The organism is Exiguobacterium profundum (assembly GCF_001909285.1).
In the GTDB taxonomy this organism is placed as follows: Bacteria; Bacillota; Bacilli; order Exiguobacteriales; family Exiguobacteriaceae; genus Exiguobacterium; species Exiguobacterium profundum.
This window is the reverse complement of the sequence record NZ_MRSV01000001.1, coordinates 2,465,303-2,487,176: the sequence shown is the minus strand read 5'-3', so window position 1 is coordinate 2,487,176 and position 21,874 is coordinate 2,465,303. Positions and strand designations below refer to the sequence as shown.

The following is a 21,874-nucleotide window of genomic DNA, read 5'->3' as shown; positions in this document are numbered from 1 at the left end:
TTTGAATGTTTGGTTAAAATGGAATAAGATAAACAGTAGAAGGAGGAGTCAGTTATGGGACATCATCATGATCACGACCACCATCACCATCATTCGACGAATCAGCGGGCGCTCTTACTCGCCTTTCTCTTGATTGCGGCGTTTATGGTCGTCGAAGTGATCGGCGGACTATGGACGAACAGTTTGGCGCTATTATCGGATGCGGGGCATATGTTAGGAGATGCGGCGGCGTTAGGACTCAGTTTCCTCGCTGTCCGATTTGGGGCGAAAGCGGCGACACCGAACCGGACGTTCGGGTATCGACGTTTCGAGATTTTAGCGGCATTCATTAACGGGCTGACACTACTCGTCATCTCGGTCTATATTCTTGTCGAGGCATACCAACGAATCAGCGCGCCACCAGAAATTCTAAGTGGTGGGATGCTTGTCGTCGCCATCATCGGGCTACTCGTCAACATCCTTGCCGCCTGGATTTTAATGCGCGGGGAGAAAGATAATTTGAACGTGAAGAGTGCGTTGTTGCACGTATTCGGAGATTTGCTCGGCTCGGTCGGAGCCATCACGGCAGCAGTCCTCATCATGTTGTTCGGATGGACGTGGGCGGACCCGGTCGCGAGCGCCTTTGTTGCGATTTTGATTTTAATCAGTGGTTATAGGGTGACGCGTGACGCAATTCATATCTTGATGGAAGGGTCGCCGGAACAGATTGACGTCCGGGCGATGCAAGAAGAGATTGTTAAAGTTGACGGGGTGAAAGAAGTGCACGACTTGCATGTCTGGTCTATCTCGTCGAGCGAGCATGCGGCGACGTGTCACGTGTTGATTGGAGAAGAGACGGATGATCAAGACGTCTTGAGACAAGTGACGGAACGAATCCGGAAATACGGGACGTTCGAACGTTCGACGGTCCAGATTGAACGGGAACGACAATGTTGTGAAGAACGAATCATCTGGTAGTGAAAAGTAAGGGAGTTCAGTTTGGACTGAACTCCCTTTTACTAAGGCTTCAATACTACTTTTACGCAGTCATCTAAATGCTCATTGAATAAGTGATAGGCATCAGCAGCATGTTCAAGAGATAAACGATGCGTGATAATGTCAGTAGGGTCAAATTTTTGATCTATGTTCATTTGAAATAACTCAGGCATATAATGAATAACAGGTGCTTGTCCTGTTTTCAAAGTAACATTTCGGGAGAAAAAATCTCCCATCGGAAACTGATTGTAATTCATTGGGTATACCCCGGTAAGTTGAACGACCCCAAATTTACGAACCGCTTCTTTTGCTACTTTGATTGCGCTTAGTGTACCGCCTTGGATCATAAGTTTTTGTTCTATCTTTTCAATTGAAGATTTTTTTCCATCATTTTCCACACAGTCGATAACAACATCTGCCCCGCCATTAGTAATCTCATAGATATATTTTCCTGTCTCAGTTGGATCTTTTAAAAGAATTGTTTCTACTTTATTTGATAGTTTTGCCCGATTTAGTCGATAGAGTTCGGGATCTACAGCAATAACGCGTTTAGCCCCACGTACCCAAGCTAATTTTTGAGTCATTATCCCCACAGGACCTGATCCGAGAACCACTACCGTATCTCCAGCTTGCATGCCAGCATTATCTAAACTCCACCATGCTGTTGGAATAACATCAGATAAAAAGAGAAGTGCCTCATCTTCAAGCTCACATGATTCAGGGATGACAAGCGGCATGAAATTACCGTATGGAACCTTTAGAAACTCTGCTTGACCACCGGGATGATTTCCAAACTGTTCAGTATATCCAAATAAACCACCAGCATCAGTGTGAGGGGCGTGGTTAGAGTTATCGCACTGACTCTCCATCTCATTTTCACAATAAAAGCAGTGACCACATGATACATTGAATGGAAGGACGACACGATCACCCTTTTTCTTTTTTGTTACATCAGGTCCAGTCTCTTCAACAATTCCCATAGGCTCATGTCCAATAATAAAACCAGGGCGAGTAGGCATATTCCCTTGATAGATATGAAGATCTGATCCACAAATAGCTGTCGATGTAATTTTTACAATGATCTCTTCCCGATTTTCGATTTCGGGATCTCTAACGTCCTTTACTTCAATCTTCTTAGTTCCTTGATAAGTTACTGCGCGCATATAATTCATTCCTCCTTTTTTAAAGACAAGTAAATGGCAACATAGCTTGTATACCCTTCTTTTAAAAAAGGTGAACTAAATATTGGAATTCGATGATGACTATCTTTGACCATTCACATCGATCACGACAATTTCTGGTGGATTGTAAATACGTGGAATGTTGAAGCTGTAATTGAATCCCCGTCCAATCACATGGGTGAACGTCTCATGCTCATAGAGTCCGCCTGCGTATTCAGGAAAGAATCCCTGGTCAGGTGCGAATAGTCCATTCATCAAGTAAGGGATTCTCACTTGCCCGCCATGAGCATGTCCGGACAAGACGAGGTCGAATGGAAGTTTGGCATACGTATCGACTTGTTCGGCACGGTGCGAAAGAAGTACCTTGAACGTCTCATCGGGGGCGATCTCCTGCATCGCCGCAGTCGACTCCGCATCCCAATCCGTATAAATATTTTCTCTGAACCCACGAAGAGGATCTTCTAGCCCGCCGATGACGAGGTCGATTCCGTTGATGGTGACCGTCTCCCATTCGTCTTCGAGAACGTTGACACCGTATGAGCGAAACACGTCTTTCACATTGTGACGGACATAGTCATCCGATCCATCGATTTCATGGTTGCCGGTCACGAAATACATCGGCGCAATCCCTTCAAGCCCTTCGATTAGTTCGAAGGCGGGTTCAGGTGAACGATATCGGTCGAGTAAATCGCCCGGTAAAGCGATGAGGTCTGGTTTCTGTGCACGAACCTCATCGATCAAAATCGACTGTTTATAACCGTATGAGGCGCTGTGTAAGTCGGAAAGGAGCACGATGCGGAGAGACTTGTCTGCTGACAGTTTATCGGACGTCACGTCATACGTCCGGACGGTCAACCCATTGTACGTCGCCGTGAACAACAAAATGCCGAGTGAAAAAAAAAGAAGAGTCGATTTATGTTTCTTCATCAGTGCTCCCTCCTTCCTTAATCGTGTCTCTATCTTACTCTGATAGGCAGGGTTAAGCAAAAAAAATCCCGCTCCAGAGAGCGGGATAAATGTTATGCAGCTTTCGCTGTCAATTTGACGTCGACATTGCCGCGAGTCGCTTTTGAATAAGGACACACTTGGTGTGCTTCTTCGACAAGGCGCTCTGCTGTCGCTTGGTCGACACCTTTGATTTCGACTTCAAGTTCGACTGAAATGAAGAACCCTTCATCATTTTGATTTAATGTGACGTGACCTGTGACGCTTGAACCGTCTGTCTTCACACGTTCTTTTCCGATGATGAGGTTGAGGGCACTACCGAAGCAAGCCGCATAGCCAGCTGCGAAAAGTTGTTCCGGGTTTGTCGCACCGTCTACGTGTTTCGCGCCAGGCATCGATACGTTCATGTCGATGACGCCATCTGTTGATTTCACATGACCTTCGCGGCCACCGATTGCTGTTGCTGATGCTGTGAATAGTGATTTCATGATTGAATTCCTCCATTTCATTTTTAACAATTAAGTTGTGCACAATTTAAATTATAGAGCAGTCAAAAAGTTTCGCAAGTGATATGCTTGGCTAAAGAAGAGTACGGAGGATTACGTATGGACCAATCATTAAAGTTAGAACATCAAATCTGTTTTCAATTGTATACCGCCTCAAAAGAGCTTACCCGGTTATATCGCCCAATTTTAGCACCGCTAAACCTGACGTATAGTCAATATCTCGTGATGCTTGTCTTATGGGAAGAGGATGGAATCGATTTGCGACAACTCGGATCGCGGTTGACGCTCGACTCTGGGACATTGTCGCCGCTCGTCAAACGGCTCATCCAAATCGGCTATGTTGAGAAAAGTCGTGCGACTGACGACGAACGAAAAATCATCGTTCGTTTGACCGAGAGCGGTAGCGCGTTGCGTGAGCAGGCGGCGAATGTGCCGCTACAAGTAAGTGGTATGCTGAATATAGACGAAGCGACGTATGTTGCATACATGGAGATGCTTACCGATATCAAGGCGAGACTACACGATTTCGGGGAGCGTCAGCGCGAGCAGTAAGGAAGGAGGAGCCATGTTTCGAAAATTGATCATCCTTTTGATGGGGATTGGACTTTATATGGCTTGGCAATATGAGATGCCGAACGTCTCTGCCCCGACGAGCATTCAGGTTGAGTCTGAGGTGGCGACCGAACGAGCGACAGACGCGCCAAAGTTCGCAAGTCAGTATGCCGGGCATGACTGGTATTTGGTCGAACGTGGCGGTGACCGCGGACTTGAACTGATTGATGAGGACGGTACGAAAAAAGGATTCTATCAGTTCGAGACAGGCAGCACGTATCGAGGTCTCGTACTGAATGAAACGACCCGTGATCAAGTCGAGGACATCGGCTTCGAGGCGGTGACTTCGTATAATAAGGGATTGAATCGATACTTGATTCCGGACGATCCATCGTTTTCCGTTTTTGCAATCGATGGTCAGTATGTCACTTTCTTTTTTGACCAGCATGATGATGACCTCCTGAAAGGGATTTTGTCGGTCGACCGCCGTGTCGAAGAGGCGAGTGAGGGGTACTATGGTGATTTGTCGAAAGAGGGAACGGTCGCCAATGAGCAGTTGATGCGCATACTCATGAATTGGGACCGTGAAAAGTTTGAATTGAACGCTTTAGCCGACTATGAACCGCTCTATCCGGTCGTACGGGCGCATAGTCAAAACATGGCAGAAAACGATTTCTTCAGCCATACAGACCCGAAAGGACAAGACCCGTTCGATCGAATGGACGAAGCAGGACTTTCGTATTCGATGGCCGGCGAAAACTTGGCGATGGGACAGATGAGCGTGTTCCATGCGCATTGGGGACTCATGAACTCGAAAGGGCATCGTGAGAACATCATGCAGCCGCGCTTCACCCATGCTGCCGTCGGGCTTGCTTACAATGAAGAAGACAGTCCGTTCTACACAATCAACTTCATTACACCACTTTAAAAGGATGACTCTTTGGAGCCATCCTTTTTGATATTAGATGAGTTTTTTCACCGCATCCTCAATTTCAGCCGGTGTCGTCTGTGGCGAAAAGCGCTCGATGACGTTTCCATCACGATCGACTAAGAACTTCGTGAAGTTCCATTTGATCGCCTTCGACCCGAGAAGCCCGGGCGCTTCTTTTGAGAGATAGGTGAAGAGTGGGTGGGCATCCTTGCCGTTCACGTCGACTTTCGCGAACATCGGGAACGATACCCCGTAATTCAGTTGACAGAACTCTTGAATTTCTTCATTGGAGCCCGGGTCTTGATGACCAAACTGGTTGCACGGGAAACCTAAGATTTGTAGGCCCTGTCCTTTATAGGTGTTGTAAAGTGACTCGAGGCCTTCGAGCTGCGGTGTGAATCCACATTTGCTCGCCGTGTTGACGATGAGTAAGACGTCGCCTCTATATGTAGCTAACGGTTGTAATTGTCCTTTCATGTCTACTGCTTCAAAATCATAAATCATGATAATTCCCCCTTTTTTTGTATTTTTCCAAGAGAAGGAGACAGACTCGAACTTGAACGCGTTGCGTGCAATCAAATTGTTATGAAATCATGATGTCGCTGTTACATCATTCCGAAGAAAGAATCCGTATAATGAAAAACGTTGTAGAAAGGAACGGTGTTATGCGATTTTTAAAAAATGAATTTATATGGATTGCGCTTATTTTAATCGGACTCTTTTTATCAAGTGCGACGCCTTACTCGGACCAGTCTATCGTTTCGCCACTCGAGCGATTCAATTGGAGCTGGATCGAACCGACGCTAGCGAACGTACAGTTCGACTATGCAGGAAAGGAAATCTCGCTCGATACGTTGGGGACGACAGGATTGATTGAGTTCTTTATGCGGAAGACGGCACATGTCGTCACGTTCCTCGTTCTCGGTGCATTATTCGTGAAGGCCATCTCGCGAACGAATCTTCATGCGGGACTGAACTTACTCTTCGCCTGGGCACTTGCGAACACGGTGGCGATTTTTGATGAGTATCATCAGAGTTTGACTCCTGAACGGACCGCGCTGTTAGAAGATGTCCTTTTGGATAGTACAGGTGCTGCCGCAGGTGTCATCTTATTCGGTGGGTTTTTATTACTTCGTTCGAAACGGAAAAATAGCAAACGGGCCGGTTATGTTGCCTTAAGGTAAACAAAAAAATGAACGGGTTACTATGTGAAAAGCGCTTTCTTGAAGTGCTTTTTTTCTTTATTTTAGCTATTTTGTGACAACGAACCAAACAAAATATTGTCTATACCCACGTTTTTTAAAGGATAAAACCTAAATTAGGTCAATGTCATACGAATGAAATATAAGTGTAAAATAACTTTTGGTTTAGATTGCTATAATGAGTCACAGAGCGAACGAAATGTCGCGACTTATCTTATAAAAAATAATTGCACGACTATAGATAAAAACTACACGGGAATCAGCGGAGGGAAGCACATTGGGTAACTTGAAGAAATTTGCAGCAACAGTCACTCTAGGCGCACTCTTGATCGGCGGAACGTCACCGACTTATGCAGCCTCACTTACAGAGAAGCAGAAGAAAGTACAAGAACAACGACAAAAGAATAGCAGTGAACAGTCGAAAGCAAACTCTTCGATTCAATCACGTGAGCAAGCCATCAGCAAAGAGCAACAAGAGATCAACAAGTTAGATGCTGAACTCCAAGACGTCATCAACGATGTCGCTCAGAAAAAAGCTGAGATTCGTGCAAAAAAAGAAAAAAACAAAAAGCTTCAAGCACAAATTAAAAAGTACGAAGCGAAAATGAAAGCACAAGAAGATCTTATGAAAGATCGTATGGCGACGATGCAAAAGAACGGTGGCTCGTCAGTCAACTGGGCTGAGTTCATCTTCGGTTCTAAAGACTTCGGTGATTTGATCACACGCATGATCACAGCTGGTACGATCCAAGAGAACGACCAACAGATCTTCGAAGAATACGAAGCAACGAAAGAAAAACTCGCGAAAGCGCAAGCTGATTTGAAAGCAGAGCGCGATTCACTCGTGAAGCAAAAAGAAGAACTTGAAAAACGTCAGAAAGAGCTCAAAAAAAAAATGAAAGAGCGCGCTGCGAAAATCAAGAAACTTGAAGCTGAAAAAGTGAAGTTCGAATCGAAACTCATGAGCCTTCAAGAGATGGAAGATACGCTCAAAGCTCAAGAACAAGCGATTCAATCAGAAATCGAAGCGCAACGTCGTGCTGAAGAAGAAGCACGTCGTGCAGCGGCAGCAGCTGCGGCGGCGAAAAAGCAACAAGGTTCAAGCTCGAATAGCGGTTCAAGTGCTTCAACAGCACCGGTAGCGTCTGCACCAGCAAGCGGTGGCATGTTCCAACGTCCAGCAAGCGGTCGCCTCTCACAAGGGTGGGGTCCAGCAAGCGGTGCGAACGGCTACTCGTTCCACAACGGTCTTGATATCGCAGGTCCAGTCGGTACACCGATCTATGCAGCACAAACAGGTACGGTCCTCCGTGCAGGTTGGGGTGGCGCATACGGAAACCATGTTATGATTGCACACGTGATCAACGGGCAAGTATGGACGACAGTATACGCTCACATGAGCTCGGTATCCGTTTCTGCGGGTCAACGCGTGTCACAAGGACAAAACCTTGGCGGCATGGGTAGCACAGGGAACTCGACAGGTTCACACCTTCACTTCGAGATTCACCGTGGCGGCTATTCGTACTCTTCATCGAGCGCGGGAAGCACAGTTAACCCAGCATCATTCTTCTAAACACAAAGACAGTGATCGACGAACGCGTCGATCACTTTTTTGTTGCCTGATAGACGATGAACGTCAAGAGTGCGGCACCGATGACGCTGAGCCATAGCGTATCGAAGTTTGGGTCATCGAGCATGCTCCGGCCCCCGAGGAACACCATATAGCCGAGTATCGCGAGCGTGACAAGTGTCAAAGCGGTCACCCGGACCTGTCGCGGGATACGTAGCCACCAACCGAATAATCTGTTCATGAAAAATCGCCTCCTCTATTAGTATAGGGGAGGCGATGTGTTTCATCTAGCGAATCGGACCCAGGCAGAGTCCATGATTTGTTGGTAACCGACTTCCCGATAGATTTTGTTCGACGTCGGGTTCGTCAAGTCAGTGTAGAGGACGCAGAATGATTTTGTCTCGAGTAACTGTCGGCTGAGATCGGCGACGAGACTTCGTGCATACCCTTTTCCTCGTGCACTAGGTGATGTGTAGACGAACGAAACAGTGATTCCGTTCTCTGTTGGACGTGCGCGTTTCGCACACGAGACGACCTGTCCATCGACTTCCCAAAAGACAGCTTCTTTCCTTTCAAGCATCGTCTGTACGGCTTTTGTTACTTTCTCTGGTGGAGATGAACGGAGACCTGATTCGGCTTCGAAGGCACTATACCAAGCCTCAAGCTGCGCCTGATCGGCAACCGTCGCTTCTCGCATCCTCCCAGTCGCCATGTCGATGTCTTCCACGCTGTCGAGGCGATAAAGACCTTGGGACATGAAAATCTCGCTCGTCCCAGATGTAATCTCTTGCCACGCTGTCGCAAACCGTTCCGCCTGTTGTCGTTCCGATACGACTTCCGAGAAGGGGACTTCTTCTTTCAAAAGGTGGGGGATGATGAAAGACGGGAGAAGGTCCGAGCGCTCCGTCTTCACGACGATATAGTGAAGTGGATGCGGTGGTGTCACTTGGAGGATGGCGAGAAGCTCTCCGTCCTCTTCGACTGTGAACTGATGAAACGTTTCATAAATTCCTTGTTTGACGTTATTCAAGACGCCGATCATGAGGCTATTCTTTGCCTCCTCGTCGAGTAATGCCGTCATGACGCGGTCTGAGAAGTGATCAGGGTTCTTCCATTCCATCCATTCCATATGTATCTCTCCTTTATTATATGTAGACAAAAACGGACAAACCTGATGGCTTGCCCGTTTATAAGTCGTTCATTATGCGATATCTTCTTGTTTCGATGACGTGTTGTCGAGAAGTTTTGTGTTGTGTTTGAAGTAGTGGATAATCTTCGCGATGGCACCGTCACCCGTGACGTTTGTCGCTGTCCCGAAGCTATCTTGTGCCAAATAGAGCGCGATGACCAAGCTTTGCATCGTTGCGTCGAACCCGAGGATCGAGCCGAACAATCCAAGCGATGCCATGACGGCTCCACCCGGTACACCTGGTGCTGCAATCATCGTCACACCGAGTGCAAGGATGAATGGAAGCACGATGGCGTAAGACATCGGCATGCCATTCAAGTACATGAGCGCGACACCGACCGATGTGAGTGTGATCGTCGACCCTGATAAGTGGATCGTTGCCGAGAGCGGGATGACGAAGTTCGCGACACCTTCGTCCGTGTTGTTCAACTTCGCCTGGCGAAGCGTGACTGGAATCGTCGCGGCCGATGATTGCGTCCCGATGGCTGTGAAGTAAGCCGGCATCATCGTCTTGAGCAACTTGAACGGATTCTCTTTGTTGAGACCACCTGCGATTGAATATTGAATCATGAGCATCGTCAAATGAAGGACGATGATTGTGACGAAGACGAGCGAGAAGACCGATAGGATCTCAGCGACTTGACCAGCGTACGTCATGTTCATGAAAATTCCGGCGATGTGGATTGGAAGTAATGGAATAATGACTTTACTGATTAAGAGTTCGATGATATCGCGGAAATCCATGGCGAGGTCGAGTGACCGTTTGCTTTCGATCGCGGCAATCCCGATTCCGATGACGAAAGCTAAGATAAGTGCGGTCATGACACCGAATACAGGTGGAATCTCAAATTCCATGAACCCTTTCAACAAGGCTTCTTCTGGATTTTCGGCTCCTGTCGTCGACCGTGTCAAAATTTGCGGGAACAAGTTGCTTGTTGCAAAGTATGCTAATGTTCCGGCGATGATGGTTGATGCGTAAGCGATGAGTGCTGTGAGTCCGACCAGCTTTCCTGCTCCTTTTCCAAGTTCCCCGATACCCGGGATGATAAAAGCAAGAATAATCAATGGAATAGCGAAGCCTAAGAACTGCCCGAAGACCGTGTTGAACGTCACGAACGTCCGAACGATCCAGTTCTGACTTTCTGGTACGATGCTCCCGAGTAAAATACCGAAAGCGATCGCGATGATGATGCGACCTAAGAGGCCAATACGTAATTTCAAATCAATCACCCTTTCTGTTTGTTTGAATAGTTGATATTTTCGCACATTTTACGGAATGTTGCCACCTTCTCTTACAATTTTTCTAAAGAAAGTCGTTTGACAACTGTTTAGAAGGGTATTAGAAAATGTTGTACATATCAAGGGAAGGGGCTTCTCCTTTTCCTAATATAAAAACGATGTTATGATTAATTCTGACAGACGTAAAGGAGGGGTGCGCGTGCAGTTACAACGAACAACGATTCACATTGCGGGTCAAGACTATACGATCGTAAGCGAAGAACCCGCTGACCATGTGAGGGAAGTAGGCTTTTTGGTCGACAGTAAGATCCGCGAAATTCGTGAACAATCCCCTCATCTAGATGCTCGTCAGGCAGCGGTCTTGGCTGCGATTCAAATCGCGAGCGACCACGTCAAAACTAAACGAAATATGGGAGAATAAATCAATCCATGGTTACGCTACTTATACTGTTTTTCTTGTTTATCGGAATCGTCAACGGCTTCCGTCGTGGCGCGATTCTACAGCTCGGCCATTGGGTCGCGCTCATCATCAGTTTTCTAGTCGCCAATACGTACTATAAAGAGTTAGCCGAAGCGTTCAAGCTGTGGATCCCGTATCCGTCTCAGCTCGACGGAACGCTCCCGGGTGGCGTGTTGGACCTCAATTCCCTTTCAGGGATTGAGATGACATTTTATAACGTCTTTTGGTTCGTCGTCTTGTTCCTCATTACGAAACTCGTCTTGCATCTCATCTTGGCGATGCTCGACTTCTTGACGGACTTGCCCATTTTGCGCCAATTAAAAGGTGTGATCGGAGCTGTCCTCGGATTCTTCGAGGCATATGTCATCACATTCTTCATCCTTTGGGTGATTGCGTTCGTGCCGATGGCGAGCGTACAAAACGCCGTCGACAACTCGTCGCTAGCGACATATATCATTCAAGACACGCCATATCTATCAGATTGGTTTTCAAATAAGATGTTGTGACACGACAGGCCGGAATGCAAGCTAGTGCTTGTGTCTCGGTCTTTTCTGTGTGAAGAGGGGGAAGCATATGAATAAAGTAGAAGCGATGATGTTGCTCGAAAAAATCGCGCAATATATGGAGATCAAAGGGGAGAACCCGTTTAAAATCAATGCGTTCCGCAAGGCGGCGACAGCGCTAGAGAACACGGACCTTGAACTCGAGGACATCGACGACTTGACGTCCATCTCAGGAATCGGGAAAGGGACGGCAGCAGTCCTTGAAGAGTATCGAGACACAGGACGCAGTGAAGTACTTGAAGCACTGCAAGAAGAGATTCCGTTCGGTTTGATGAAGCTCTTGAAAATTCAAGGGCTCGGCGGGAAGAAACTTGCTAAACTCCGTGAAATCGGTGTCGTCGACTTGGAGTCGCTCATCCGTGTACTCGAAGACGGGACGGCTGCATCACTACCCGGTTTCGGGGCGAAGAGTGTGGAGAAATTACTCGCCGCCGCGAAGAACCTCGAATCACGTCCAGAACGATTGGCTTATGCAGTCATGCGACCAATCGTTGAAGAAATCAATGAGGTGTTAGAGAAGGAGACGCTCGTCTTGCGTCATTCGGTCGGAGGAAGCTTCCGCCGTGCCGAAGAGACGTGTAAAGACCTTGACTTCATCATCGCGACCGAGGAGCCGATTGAGCTACGTGAGAAGCTGCTCGCTTTGCCGTTCATCAACGAAGTGATTGCGGCAGGCGAGACGAAAGTCTCGCTCGTCCTCGAACGTGAAGAGATGGTATCGGTCGATTTCCGTATGGTCGAGCCAGGCGCGTTCGCTGCGACGCTTCACCATTTCACGGGATCAAAAGACCACAACGTCCGCATGCGCCAACTCGCGAAAGCAAAAGGAGAGTCCATTTCCGAATATGGGGTCGAGACAGCAGACGGATTGTGGCAACCGGAAACCGAAGAAGAACTGTTCGAACGGTACGGTCTCTCATTCATCCCGCCTGAACTTCGGGAAGGGCATGCAGAGTTTGAACACGACTTATCGAAGCTCGTCACGCTCGATGACATAAAGGCTGACGCGCATATGCACACGGTCTGGTCGGACGGGAAGTTGACCGTCGACGAAATTGTCGTGGCGATGAAAGATCGCGGCTACGAATGGATGGCCATCACCGACCACGGGAAGTATTTGACGTTCGTCAATGGCTTGACCGAGGAACGGCTCGAGGCACAAGGGGAAGAAATCCGCGAGGCCGCGAAGACACATGATATGAACGTGTTGCGAGGCGTCGAGATGGACATCCGTCCTGACGGGACGCTCGACTATGAACCCGAGTTTCTAGAGACGCTCGATTACGTCGTCGCCTCCATCCATTCGAAGATGGACCAATCGGTCGACGAGATCATGGCACGTCTCGAGAACGCCTGTCGTTCCCCGTATGTGAACGTGATTGCCCATCCGACAGGTCGACTCATCGGTCGTCGGGATGGCTATCCAATCGACGAGGACAAGTTGATCGCACTCGCCAAAGAGACAGGGACAGCGCTCGAATTGAACGCCAACCCGAACCGGCTCGACTTGACAGCTTCCACGCTCAAGAAGGCGAAAGCAGCGGGCGTCAAAGTGATGATCAACACCGATACGCACCACCCAGATATGATGGAAGACATGGCCCTCGGTGTGTTGCACGCACGGAAAGCCTATCTCGAACCATCGGATATTATCAACTGCTTCACGTTTGAAGACGCCAAGGCGTTCTTTGCGGCGAAGCGATAGAAAGGAACATGCTAGATGGACCACGCGTTACGCGTATTAGAATATGAAAAATTGCGCCAACAGCTTGCCGGTCACGCGGCGAGCTCGCTCGGAAAAGATTTGGCGCTGAAGATGCAACCCGACTACTCATACGACCGGGTGCTCTCGAATTTGAACGTGACGAAAGAAGCGACCGAGGTCGTTCGTCTCCGTGACCGTCTGCCGCTCGGTGGGCTCACGGATGTCCGTGCGGAAGTGAAACGGGCCGCAATCGGCTCGGTCCTCTCGACGAGCGAACTACTCGCCGTCGCTGCCGTCATGTATGGCGGTCGCCAAGAAAAAAACTTCTTCGAGAAGCTTCACGAGGATAACGAAGAGATTCGCATTCCACGTCTTGACGAGTATGCGGACAAGTTGACGAAGCTCATCGAGGTCGAACAGGCGATTCGTCATGCGATTGACGACCAAGGGACTGTCCAAGATTCCGCGAGTCCACAACTCCGTGGACTTCGGACACAGCTCCGGAGCTTTGAAGGGAGTGTCCGGTCACGTATCGACAACATCCTCCGCAACAATGCGAAGATGCTCTCGGACGCCATCGTCACAATCCGGAACGATCGCTATGTTGTACCGGTCAAACAAGAGTACCGTCAAGCGTTCGGTGGAATCGTCCATGATCAGTCGGCTTCTGGTCAGACACTCTTCATTGAGCCGCAGGCCATCGTCTCCATCAATAACGAGATTCAAGAAGTTCGTCTGAAAGAACGTGCTGAAATCGAGCGGATTTTAAGTGCTCTCTCGAACGAGGTCGGTGGGGTCCATGATGCCATCATGACGAACCTCGACGTGTTAGCCGAACTCGACTTCATCTTTGCGAAAGTCGCATACGGACAAGAGATGAAAGCGACCGAGCCAAAGTTGAACGACAATCGAGAAATTAAGTTGAAACAGGCACGTCATCCGTTCATCCCGAAAGATGAGGTCGTACCGATCACGGTCGAGCTCGGAGAAGACTACACGTCACTCGTCATCACCGGACCAAACACCGGCGGGAAAACCGTCACATTGAAGACGATTGGACTCCTTCAGTTAATGGTGCAATCAGGTCTCTACGTGCCGGCAGAGTTCGGGACAGAGCTTTCCGTGTTTGACGCGGTCTATGCCGATATCGGGGATGAGCAATCGATTGAACAGAGTCTTTCGACGTTCAGCTCGCATATGACAAACATCGTCGGCATGCTCGACAAAATCGATTTCATGTCACTCGTCCTCTTCGATGAGCTCGGTGCCGGGACGGATCCACAAGAAGGGGCTGCCCTTGCCATCGCCATCTTAGATGAAGTGAAACGCCGCGGGGCACGTGTCGCTGCGACGACACACTACTCGGAACTAAAGGCATATGCTTATAACCGCGAAGGTGTCATGAACGCCTCGATGGAGTTTGATATCGAATCGCTCAGCCCGACGTACCGTCTCTTGATTGGCGTACCGGGTCGCTCGAACGCCTTCGAGATCAGTCGTCGTCTCGGACTGTCTGAGCAAGTCATCGACAAGGCACGTAGCCACGTCGGTAGTGATGCAGAATCAGTCGAATCGATGATCAATGAGCTTGAAGCAGCGAAACAACGCGCCGAGCAGCTCGAGCAAGAGCTCATCGTCAAGCGCCATGACTTCGAAGAAGAGCAGGCGGCGTTTGAGGCGAAGATGACCGAATTCGAGCGCGAGCGCGATAACTTGTACAGCGCGGCCGAGGCGAAAGCCGAGAAGGCCGTCGAGCAGGCGAAGCGTCAGGCGAACGAAGTCATCGACCGCTTGAAGAAACTCCGAGAGCAAGGAATCGTCAAAGAGCACGAGATTATCGCGGCGAAGAAAGAGCTCGAATCGGCAAAACCGACGCTTCAAGAGAAAAAGATCCAAAAAGTGAAACAAAAAGCCCAGCAGAAACGTACGTTCAGTAAGGGCGAAGAAGTGAAAGTGACGACGTTCAAACAAAAAGGCTACATCGTGAAACAAATCAATGACAATGAGTATAACGTCCAAGTTGGCATCATGAAAGTGAATGTTAAAGCGGACGACCTTCAGAAGATCGGTCCATCGAAAGAGAAGTCGCTTCAGTCGAAAGGCAGCTCGCTCAAACGTCAGAGCTCGACGAAGTCCGAGCTCGACCTCCGTGGCGTTCGTGTCGAAGAGGGACTCATGCGTCTAGACAAGTATATCGATGAAGCACTCGTGTCGGGCTATGATAACGTCCGCATCATCCACGGATTAGGTACCGGAGCGATGCGTCAGGCGACACAAGAATTTTTAAAAGGACATCGTCACGTGAAGAGCCAGCGCCCAGGAGGAATGGGTGAAGGTGGACTCGGTGTCACGGTCGTCGAACTGAAGTAAGGGGAGTCGGGAATGGGTACGATTACGTTTGCCGTTATGCTGGAGTCGTTCGGCCTCTATTCGATGGCGGGACTGATGATTGTCGTCGGTCTTGCCATCTTCGAGGTGACGACGCCGTACAGCAACTGGCGTGAGATTCAAAAAGGAAATATTGCCGTCGCCTTGGCGACAGGCGGGAAGATTGTCGGTCTCGCCAACATCTTCCGGGTCGTCGAGAGCCATCATGATAGCACAATCGACATCTTCGTCGGGGGTGGTTTCGGATTCATTTTGCTCCTCGCGACATACTGGTTGTTTGAATTTTTGACACCTACACTGAAGGTGAACGATGAGATTCAACAAGGGAATATCGCCGTCGGGTTGTTGGCATTCTTGCTGTCGATTGGGGTCTCCCTCGTCGTCGGCGCGGCATTGGTGAGGTGAAGACATGGTATACGAACGATTGGCAAAGATTTTGTTCATCGGGGCCGGGCTGTTCTTAGTGGCAGCGGCACTATGGTATATCTTTTATTGAGGGAAGAGGGAGAATCCGTTTGGATGCTCCCTTTTTTTGTTTTTTTTTACCTTGAATATAAAATATATGGGTGAAAGGAAATTTTTTTACAATTCGTGTGAGGAAATCGATATACTAAAACTAGATTATGGAACGAGATACATAAGAAGGTTGAGGTGTAGGTCATGGCGAACGGGTCAGAAGTGTTTGAAGTCTTGATGACGAATGCAGTGAAATTGCCTGGAGTGAAAGTAGATCGAAAAGAATTTTTAGCCCAAAGTTTCAGTAAGTACGTGCCAGCGACTCAGTTGGCAGATGTTGTCGAGAAGGGACCGCTTGAAGCAAAGGTCCCTCTTTCAGTCATCAAAAAAGTAGCGAAGCGAAATATTACCAATCAGACGATGAAAAGTTCGAGTGCATCGTTTGCTGCCGGGCTACCTGGAGGCATCGGTCTTGCTGCAACGATTCCGGCCGATACAGCACAATTCTTCGGTTTCGCCCTCCGTTTGGCGCAAGAAATCGGGTATTTGTATGGATACGATGATTTTTGGGAAGATGGTGAACTAGATGTCGAACGGGTGAATGGAGAATTGATTCTCTTTTTAGGTGTCATGTTCGGAGTGGGTGGCGCGACGGCTACCATCAAGGCATTGTCCGCACAATTATCGAAAGAAGCTTTGAAAAAAATCCCGAACAAAGCGCTGATGAAAACAGTGTACTATCCAATCATCAAGAAAATGTCGGCGATGATCGGGGTGAAGATGACGAAAGATACGTTCGCCAAAGGGATCTCAAAGATGATCCCACTCGCAGGTGGTGTCATTTCAGGAGGGATCACGTACTCATCCATGACGAAGATGGGCAATCGTCTCATGAATGCGCTTGAAGAAGGAGTCAACATGACGGAAGCAGAGTTTATTGAAAGTGTGGAAGCAGTCAAGCGTGAAAATCTTGAAATCATCGAAGCAGAATTTGTAGAAATTGATGAGGGATCACGTAATGACGGGGAAGTCATATAGGGAGATATTGTATGTTCTAGGAGGGGATCATTCATGAATCTAGACTTACACTACTTGATGTCGACCGAACGCTACGTACTCGACATGGAATCGTTTCAGATGAAGAATGAGGCGTATTATCCGTTAGAGTGGACGTTTTATGGAGCGGCGAATCCGACGATGCTCCTTACATGGGATGCCGAGCGCGACCGCATCCGAATTCGCTTCGAACAGTACGCCGTCTTTTTAGGGACACAAGAAGAGCACGGAATGAAAGAAGATGGGTTATGGAACGAGCATCCGATTGTAAAACTGTCCGCATCACGCCTGATGTCATTCGCCAGTGAACGGATGGCGATTCATCCGGTGAACCGTAACCGTGGCGCGCTCGCGCATTATGTCATCCGTACGATCGAGCAGGAGTTTCATGTGTTGGCGTATGAAGACCCGACCGTAGAAAACCTAGGAAAAGTCGGGGACACAGGAGTACGTGTCGAAATCGTGAAAGAACCCGAATGAAAAACAACGTCGCCTCGACTCCGGGGCGACGTTGTTTCGTTTACGGCACGTCAATTTTGACAGTATACACTTTCGGCATGGCGTCACTTGACGCATACAAGACGAGCGTCTTTTCTTTCTCTGGGACGAGGAAGACTAAATCAATTTCGGATTTCTCGCCTGTGAAATAACGAAAACCGTTCTTGAACGCTTTCTTATTGTGGTTGACCAGATCGACTGGACTATATTTTGTCCCGTCTGGTGTGTACATACGAAATCCGTTTGGACGATATTCCATATAACCACCTTGACCGTCATCTGAATGGAAGAGGGAGAGCGGGAGACTCACGAATCGCTTACCATCTTCCGATTCAGTTCCATCCGGTGAAGCGAAGACGGGTTGTCCAACTTGGAATTCACGCTTCTTCATTTGTGGATCTCCAATAAACGTTTGGAACGTGCCGAGGTTCATGATTTTTTGAAGATCATCTTCTTTTGGTGTTGTGTCTTTTGCTTCTTTCGGTTTATCAGCTTTTAAATCAGCCTGTTTCGCACCCGTCGTCTGCGCAGTCGGGGCTGGTGTCGCTTTCGCTTCTTCCGTGACCGGTTTGACTTCTGGTGACGTGAAGACGAACAAGCTGATGATCCCAACGACGAGTGCCGTCGCCGTCGTCCCGAGGACGAAGCGGAATCGTTTCTCGACTTGTTTTTGGTTGACGACATGCCCACCGATCGCTTCAGCCGGGGTGATGCGGACCGCACGTTCAGCAGGAAGGAGTGCACCTAAGATACCTGTTACGACCGGGATGAAGATGGTCGCAAACAAGAACGGTAGCTCTGATATCGGGAACTGTTGATACATGATCGTGACGATGATGATGGTGAAGGTCACGCCGAGTAGTCCGGCGAAGAACCCGGTCAACGCACCTTCCGTCAAGACGAGACGACGGATGGACGTGTTCTGCCAACCGAGCGCTTTCAAGACGGCGAGTTGTGGCTTTCGTTCGGATACGTTTTGCCACATGATCTCGGTCGTCGTGAGCATCGCAATGAGTAAGGCGACCCCCATGGCGACGTAATGCATCGTCCCGACTTCAAGGGCGACAAACTCGCCGATCCACGTCGTATACAAGACACCTTGGAGGCGGAACGTGACGAACAAGAAGAAGCCGAACAGACTCGTCGGTAAAGCGATGGCGAGAATCGACAACAACGTCCGTGGCCAATACGTCACGAGTTGGTTCAAGCTCATGCCGACGCTTGAGCGAGAGCGGCCGAGGCGTCGTCCTTTTGAGACTTCACCAGACTGCATCGTCTCATATGGCTTGATGCGACGGACGAGTCGAATCGGGATGAGTGTCCCGAGCCAGTAAATCAAGAGACCGGCTAGCCCGATCAATAAGATACGGGTAATCGATGTCGAGCCGGCTGCCGTCCAAAGGAACGTCCCGAGAATCATCCACGAGATGAGCGCGACCATCGACCCGAGGATCGTGGCTTCTAAGAATAACAGTTTCGACAGCTGACTCGGCCGCCAACCGAGCGACAAGAGGATGGCGAACTCTTTCTTCCGCGCGTACAACATGATGATATTCGAGCTGAACACATACAGCATCGCGACGAGGATGACGCTCGCGACGACACCGGAGAAGCCGAGTTTCGCTTCCTGGAAAATCGTGATCGACGACCCGATTTTAATCCATGGCTGCTGAATCCAACCGAGCGAACTTTCTCCTTTTAAACCAGGGAGATAGGTGACGGCGTATTGTGGAGATGAGCCGAGCGTGACGTCGGTGATGAGACCGGTCTTGTTCTCGATCTCTTTGGCGACTGCTTGGAGCTTCGCTTCGCTCTCTTCGTTCAAGACGTCCACGCCTTTCACGTTGACGCGAATGGCCGAAATGGCCTTGTCACCGGCGATGGCGAACGCCGCGTCGAGTGTCGTCAACATCGAAGGTGGCTTCGTCAAGAAGCTATACGGGTTATTCGTCGGTTTGACGGTCGTCGGTGGATTGACCGGTTCATCCTTCGAGTTCATGACCCATTCGGCGCTTGCCGGGAAATACGTCTCCATCGGAAGTTCCGTCAACGGATCTTTTGACAACTTCAGTTTCGATGGGTCGAATAAGCCGATGTAGTTATATTTTACTTTCGGTGCATCGTTGAGGTCTTCTGCGTATAAATTGGACTTACGATACATACTTTCTTGACCATACTTCACTTGACCCTCAGCGAGGAACGGTTTGATTTGATACGAATACGGCCAACGTTTCGGGAACGGGCTCGTCACGCCTTCATAGACAAGAGGTGACGCCTTCTCGGAAAGCCAAGTGTATTCCACGGTGAGACGAGGATCTTGTGGCTGCGGTTTTCCCTCTAAAATGTGTTTCGTGATATTGTCGTGCATTTGTTGGGCTGTAAAGTCGTATGAGGCGACTGTCGTGCCTTTCAAGCTATCTAGATACTCCCCTTTCCCTTTCTCGAGATAGGTTTTGATAAACGCCTCTTGGTCGCTCGTATCGGCATCGACTTCTTCGATGGTGTAGTTGATCGAGGCATCGACGTAGTCTTTTGTACTCATCAAAATCGGGATTGTCGTGATGTCTTCATCGTAAGGCTCTGGGACATCCTCTTCATTGAAGTAACGACTGAACGCTGTCGCTTGTACGGCATCGTCTAACCCGACGAGTTTCGCTTCGGCGACCGGGTCGATTCCCGCGAGCATGACATCACTTCCGTAACTGAGTGGGAATTCTTCATATAGGGCGGTCGGACCGATGCCGATGTGAGTGGAATCACCGTTTGGCATCCAGCCGACCCAAAAGTAGGCTTTCAAGTCTTGGAAGTCATTGATTTTTTCAATGCCTGTATCGATGAGTGTGTTCATCTTAAGGCGATAAAGACCCGCTTTATCAAACGTGTGCGTTTGCGTGAACGAGCTGGAATAAGTCGACCCAATCATGGCGATTGGTGCCGCGACATCAATGTCGGCAATCTGTTGAATCGTTTCGTACTGTTCGCGCGTGATCCCGCCTTCGAGTCCGCTCATATAGTTCGGTTCGAGCAGGTTCAAGTCCTCGGTCACACTCCGGCTGCCTTCTGGACGCACGACGATGTGATAAGACGAGTCCCAACGTTTTTGCAGCTCGTTGACGACTGTCCCATTATTCGCCTGGGTCACGCCGAGAAGATAGCTGAGCCCGGTACTGACGATGAGCATCCCGACCATGAGCAGGATGAATCGTTCTTTATTCCGCCACCATGAATTCCAAATGAACTTAAGCATGATGGACGTCGCTCATGGCGACGACCTGCCCGTCGCGCATCTCGATTTTTCGGTTGGCTTGATCGGCGAGTTCCGGGTCATGGGTGACGAAGAGGACGCCACATCCGTTCTCGCGATTCAAGCGGATCAATAGGTCGAAGATGACGTCACCCGTGTGCGTATCTAAGTTCCCCGTCGGCTCATCGGCGAGGAGCCATTTCGGACGGTGGATGAGGGCGCGGGCGACGGCGACACGTTGTTGCTGACCCCCGGACAGTTGGGAGGGCAACGAATCGACTTTGTCAGCGAGACCTACTTCCTTCAATAATTCGAGCGCACGTTCGTGAACGTCGTAATCGACTTTTCGTCCGAAGAGCGGGGACATGACGTTCTCAAGTGCTGTCAGTGTCGGGATGAGATGGAACTGTTGGAAGATGAAACCGATATTCTCGAATCGGAAGTCCGCGAGCTGTTTCGCAGATAGCGTCGAGATGGGTTCGTCGTTGAAGAGCAACGTGCCCTCTGTCGGGCGGTCGAGTGTACCGATCAGACTGAGGAGCGTTGATTTCCCAGACCCAGATGGTCCGATGATGGAGATGAAATCCCCGTGCTCGAAGCGGAGGTTGATGTCTTGTAAGGCGACCGTTTTGACGTCACCCGTGTCAAATCGTTTTGTTAAGTGTTCACATGTGAAGTGATAGGCCATATCGTTAAATCTCTCCTTTAACTAGTGTATAGTGAAAATATGTAAGAGGACGTAATATTCTGACTATTTTTAGATTAGAGGAAAAAGATTCCAATGTATAGCTGTATTTTTTTCAAATGGGTAACGGGTATAGAAGAGTGAGGAGGAGAGAAGATGAAATCATTCGAAATTGAATTCCATTTAATTAAATCAGGCGAGAATTCTCCCTCCTCTAAGCGTCTCGGGGCGATGCCCGGCGTAGGTGGGAGATGAATCGCCCGGTCCAAAACTCTTCTCCCCCTGTGACAGATGTGACGAACAAAGGTTCGTGATTCTGTCAGATTCTCCCTCCCCCTCCGCGGGTATCGGATGAAGAAGAAACTCACGATCTTCTGGAGGGAGGAGGGACGGACATGCTGAAAGGCTATAAATACAGGCTCCACCCGACGCCGGCACAGGCCGAGTTCCTGGTCCGGACAATCGGCTGCGCCCGGTTCATCTACAACAAGCTGCTCGAGGACCGCATCGCCATCCGCGAGGAGGCGAA

Annotated in this window: 22 protein-coding genes; 13 read left to right on the top strand and 9 right to left on the bottom strand. The window is 49.2% G+C overall.

Going from position 1 to position 21,874, the window contains the following annotated elements; genetic code table 11:
* Positions 1-54 precede the first annotated feature (54 nt).
* Positions 55-957, top strand: coding sequence for a cation diffusion facilitator family transporter (locus tag BBB58_RS12815; RefSeq protein WP_074037607.1), 903 nt, complete (start codon positions 55-57; stop codon positions 955-957).
* 41 nt (positions 958-998) lie between these two features.
* On the opposite strand, the gene BBB58_RS12810 is transcribed toward BBB58_RS12815, so the two are convergent.
* The 3 genes from BBB58_RS12810 to BBB58_RS12800 form a co-directional block, all read right to left on the bottom strand.
* The gene (locus tag BBB58_RS12810; RefSeq protein WP_074037606.1) at positions 999-2,138 is read right to left on the bottom strand and encodes an alcohol dehydrogenase catalytic domain-containing protein; all 1,140 of its coding nucleotides are present in this window, start codon (positions 2,136-2,138) and stop codon (positions 999-1,001) included.
* A gap of 99 nt (positions 2,139-2,237) precedes the next feature.
* Positions 2,238-3,083 carry a metallophosphoesterase gene (locus BBB58_RS12805; RefSeq protein ID WP_074037604.1) on the bottom strand — a complete coding sequence of 282 codons (846 nt, stop codon included), beginning with the start codon at positions 3,081-3,083 and terminating at the stop codon, positions 2,238-2,240.
* A gap of 92 nt (positions 3,084-3,175) precedes the next feature.
* Positions 3,176-3,589, bottom strand: a complete 414-nt coding sequence (locus tag BBB58_RS12800; RefSeq protein ID WP_015881037.1) for an organic hydroperoxide resistance protein — start codon at positions 3,587-3,589, stop codon at positions 3,176-3,178.
* Positions 3,590-3,706: 117 nt separating this feature from the next.
* Between BBB58_RS12800 and BBB58_RS12795 the strand changes: the two genes are divergently transcribed.
* The gene (locus tag BBB58_RS12795) at positions 3,707-4,159 is read left to right on the top strand and encodes a MarR family winged helix-turn-helix transcriptional regulator (RefSeq protein WP_074037603.1); all 453 of its coding nucleotides are present in this window, start codon (positions 3,707-3,709) and stop codon (positions 4,157-4,159) included.
* Between the two features lie 13 nt (positions 4,160-4,172).
* Positions 4,173-5,087: a CAP domain-containing protein gene (locus tag BBB58_RS12790; protein WP_074037601.1), complete on the top strand. Its 915-nt coding sequence runs from the start codon at positions 4,173-4,175 to the stop codon at positions 5,085-5,087.
* Positions 5,088-5,120: 33 nt separating this feature from the next.
* On the opposite strand, the gene BBB58_RS12785 is transcribed toward BBB58_RS12790, so the two are convergent.
* Complete coding sequence (locus tag BBB58_RS12785; RefSeq protein WP_074037960.1) at positions 5,121-5,597, bottom strand: glutathione peroxidase; 477 nt, start codon at positions 5,595-5,597, stop codon at positions 5,121-5,123.
* A gap of 158 nt (positions 5,598-5,755) precedes the next feature.
* Here BBB58_RS12785 and BBB58_RS12780 point away from each other — a divergent pair, with 158 nt between their 5' ends.
* Complete coding sequence (locus BBB58_RS12780) at positions 5,756-6,274, top strand: VanZ family protein (protein ID WP_074037600.1); 519 nt, start codon at positions 5,756-5,758, stop codon at positions 6,272-6,274.
* A gap of 295 nt (positions 6,275-6,569) precedes the next feature.
* Complete coding sequence (locus BBB58_RS12775) at positions 6,570-7,865, top strand: murein hydrolase activator EnvC family protein (RefSeq protein ID WP_074037598.1); 1,296 nt, start codon at positions 6,570-6,572, stop codon at positions 7,863-7,865.
* A 31-nt stretch (positions 7,866-7,896) separates the two neighbouring features.
* Here BBB58_RS12775 and BBB58_RS12770 read toward each other — a convergent pair whose 3' ends face one another.
* The 3 genes from BBB58_RS12770 to BBB58_RS12760 all read right to left on the bottom strand — a co-directional run bounded on the left by BBB58_RS12770 (position 7,897) and on the right by BBB58_RS12760 (position 10,272).
* A complete protein-coding gene (locus tag BBB58_RS12770; RefSeq protein WP_074037596.1) occupies positions 7,897-8,103 on the bottom strand; it encodes a hypothetical protein in 207 nt (68 codons plus the stop codon).
* Between the two features lie 42 nt (positions 8,104-8,145).
* Complete coding sequence (locus BBB58_RS12765) at positions 8,146-8,991, bottom strand: GNAT family N-acetyltransferase (RefSeq protein ID WP_074037595.1); 846 nt, start codon at positions 8,989-8,991, stop codon at positions 8,146-8,148.
* A 72-nt stretch (positions 8,992-9,063) separates the two neighbouring features.
* Positions 9,064-10,272 carry a dicarboxylate/amino acid:cation symporter gene (locus BBB58_RS12760; RefSeq protein WP_015881046.1) on the bottom strand — a complete coding sequence of 403 codons (1,209 nt, stop codon included), beginning with the start codon at positions 10,270-10,272 and terminating at the stop codon, positions 9,064-9,066.
* A gap of 217 nt (positions 10,273-10,489) precedes the next feature.
* Between BBB58_RS12760 and zapA the strand changes: the two genes are divergently transcribed.
* The 7 genes from zapA (at position 10,490) to BBB58_RS12725 (ending at position 17,398) form a co-directional block, all read left to right on the top strand.
* Positions 10,490-10,711: a cell division protein ZapA gene (gene zapA / locus BBB58_RS12755; protein WP_015881047.1), complete on the top strand. Its 222-nt coding sequence runs from the start codon at positions 10,490-10,492 to the stop codon at positions 10,709-10,711.
* An 8-nt stretch (positions 10,712-10,719) separates the two neighbouring features.
* Complete coding sequence (locus BBB58_RS12750; RefSeq protein WP_047795551.1) at positions 10,720-11,256, top strand: CvpA family protein; 537 nt, start codon at positions 10,720-10,722, stop codon at positions 11,254-11,256.
* A 67-nt stretch (positions 11,257-11,323) separates the two neighbouring features.
* Positions 11,324-13,018 carry a DNA polymerase/3'-5' exonuclease PolX gene (gene polX / locus BBB58_RS12745; protein WP_074037593.1) on the top strand — a complete coding sequence of 565 codons (1,695 nt, stop codon included), beginning with the start codon at positions 11,324-11,326 and terminating at the stop codon, positions 13,016-13,018.
* A gap of 15 nt (positions 13,019-13,033) precedes the next feature.
* Positions 13,034-15,388: an endonuclease MutS2 gene (locus BBB58_RS12740; RefSeq protein WP_074037592.1), complete on the top strand. Its 2,355-nt coding sequence runs from the start codon at positions 13,034-13,036 to the stop codon at positions 15,386-15,388.
* A gap of 12 nt (positions 15,389-15,400) precedes the next feature.
* A complete protein-coding gene (locus tag BBB58_RS12735) occupies positions 15,401-15,811 on the top strand; it encodes a DUF350 domain-containing protein (protein ID WP_031421322.1) in 411 nt (136 codons plus the stop codon).
* Positions 15,812-16,066: 255 nt separating this feature from the next.
* Complete coding sequence (locus BBB58_RS12730) at positions 16,067-16,900, top strand: EcsC family protein (RefSeq protein ID WP_074037590.1); 834 nt, start codon at positions 16,067-16,069, stop codon at positions 16,898-16,900.
* A gap of 33 nt (positions 16,901-16,933) precedes the next feature.
* Positions 16,934-17,398: a hypothetical protein gene (locus tag BBB58_RS12725; protein ID WP_074037589.1), complete on the top strand. Its 465-nt coding sequence runs from the start codon at positions 16,934-16,936 to the stop codon at positions 17,396-17,398.
* Between the two features lie 40 nt (positions 17,399-17,438).
* Here the strand turns inward: BBB58_RS12725 and BBB58_RS12720 are convergent, their stop codons facing one another.
* Together BBB58_RS12720 and BBB58_RS12715 are read right to left on the bottom strand one after the other, a co-directional pair.
* Positions 17,439-20,663, bottom strand: coding sequence for an ABC transporter permease (locus BBB58_RS12720; RefSeq protein WP_074037587.1), 3,225 nt, complete (start codon positions 20,661-20,663; stop codon positions 17,439-17,441).
* Positions 20,656-21,348, bottom strand: coding sequence for an ABC transporter ATP-binding protein (locus BBB58_RS12715; RefSeq protein ID WP_074037586.1), 693 nt, complete (start codon positions 21,346-21,348; stop codon positions 20,656-20,658). Before BBB58_RS12715 ends, BBB58_RS12720 begins: the two co-directional genes overlap by 8 nt.
* 392 nt (positions 21,349-21,740) lie before the next feature.
* Between BBB58_RS12715 and BBB58_RS15480 the strand changes: the two genes are divergently transcribed.
* On the top strand, positions 21,741-21,874 hold a 134-nt coding region (locus tag BBB58_RS15480), incomplete at its 3' end, for a helix-turn-helix domain-containing protein (protein ID WP_244150789.1).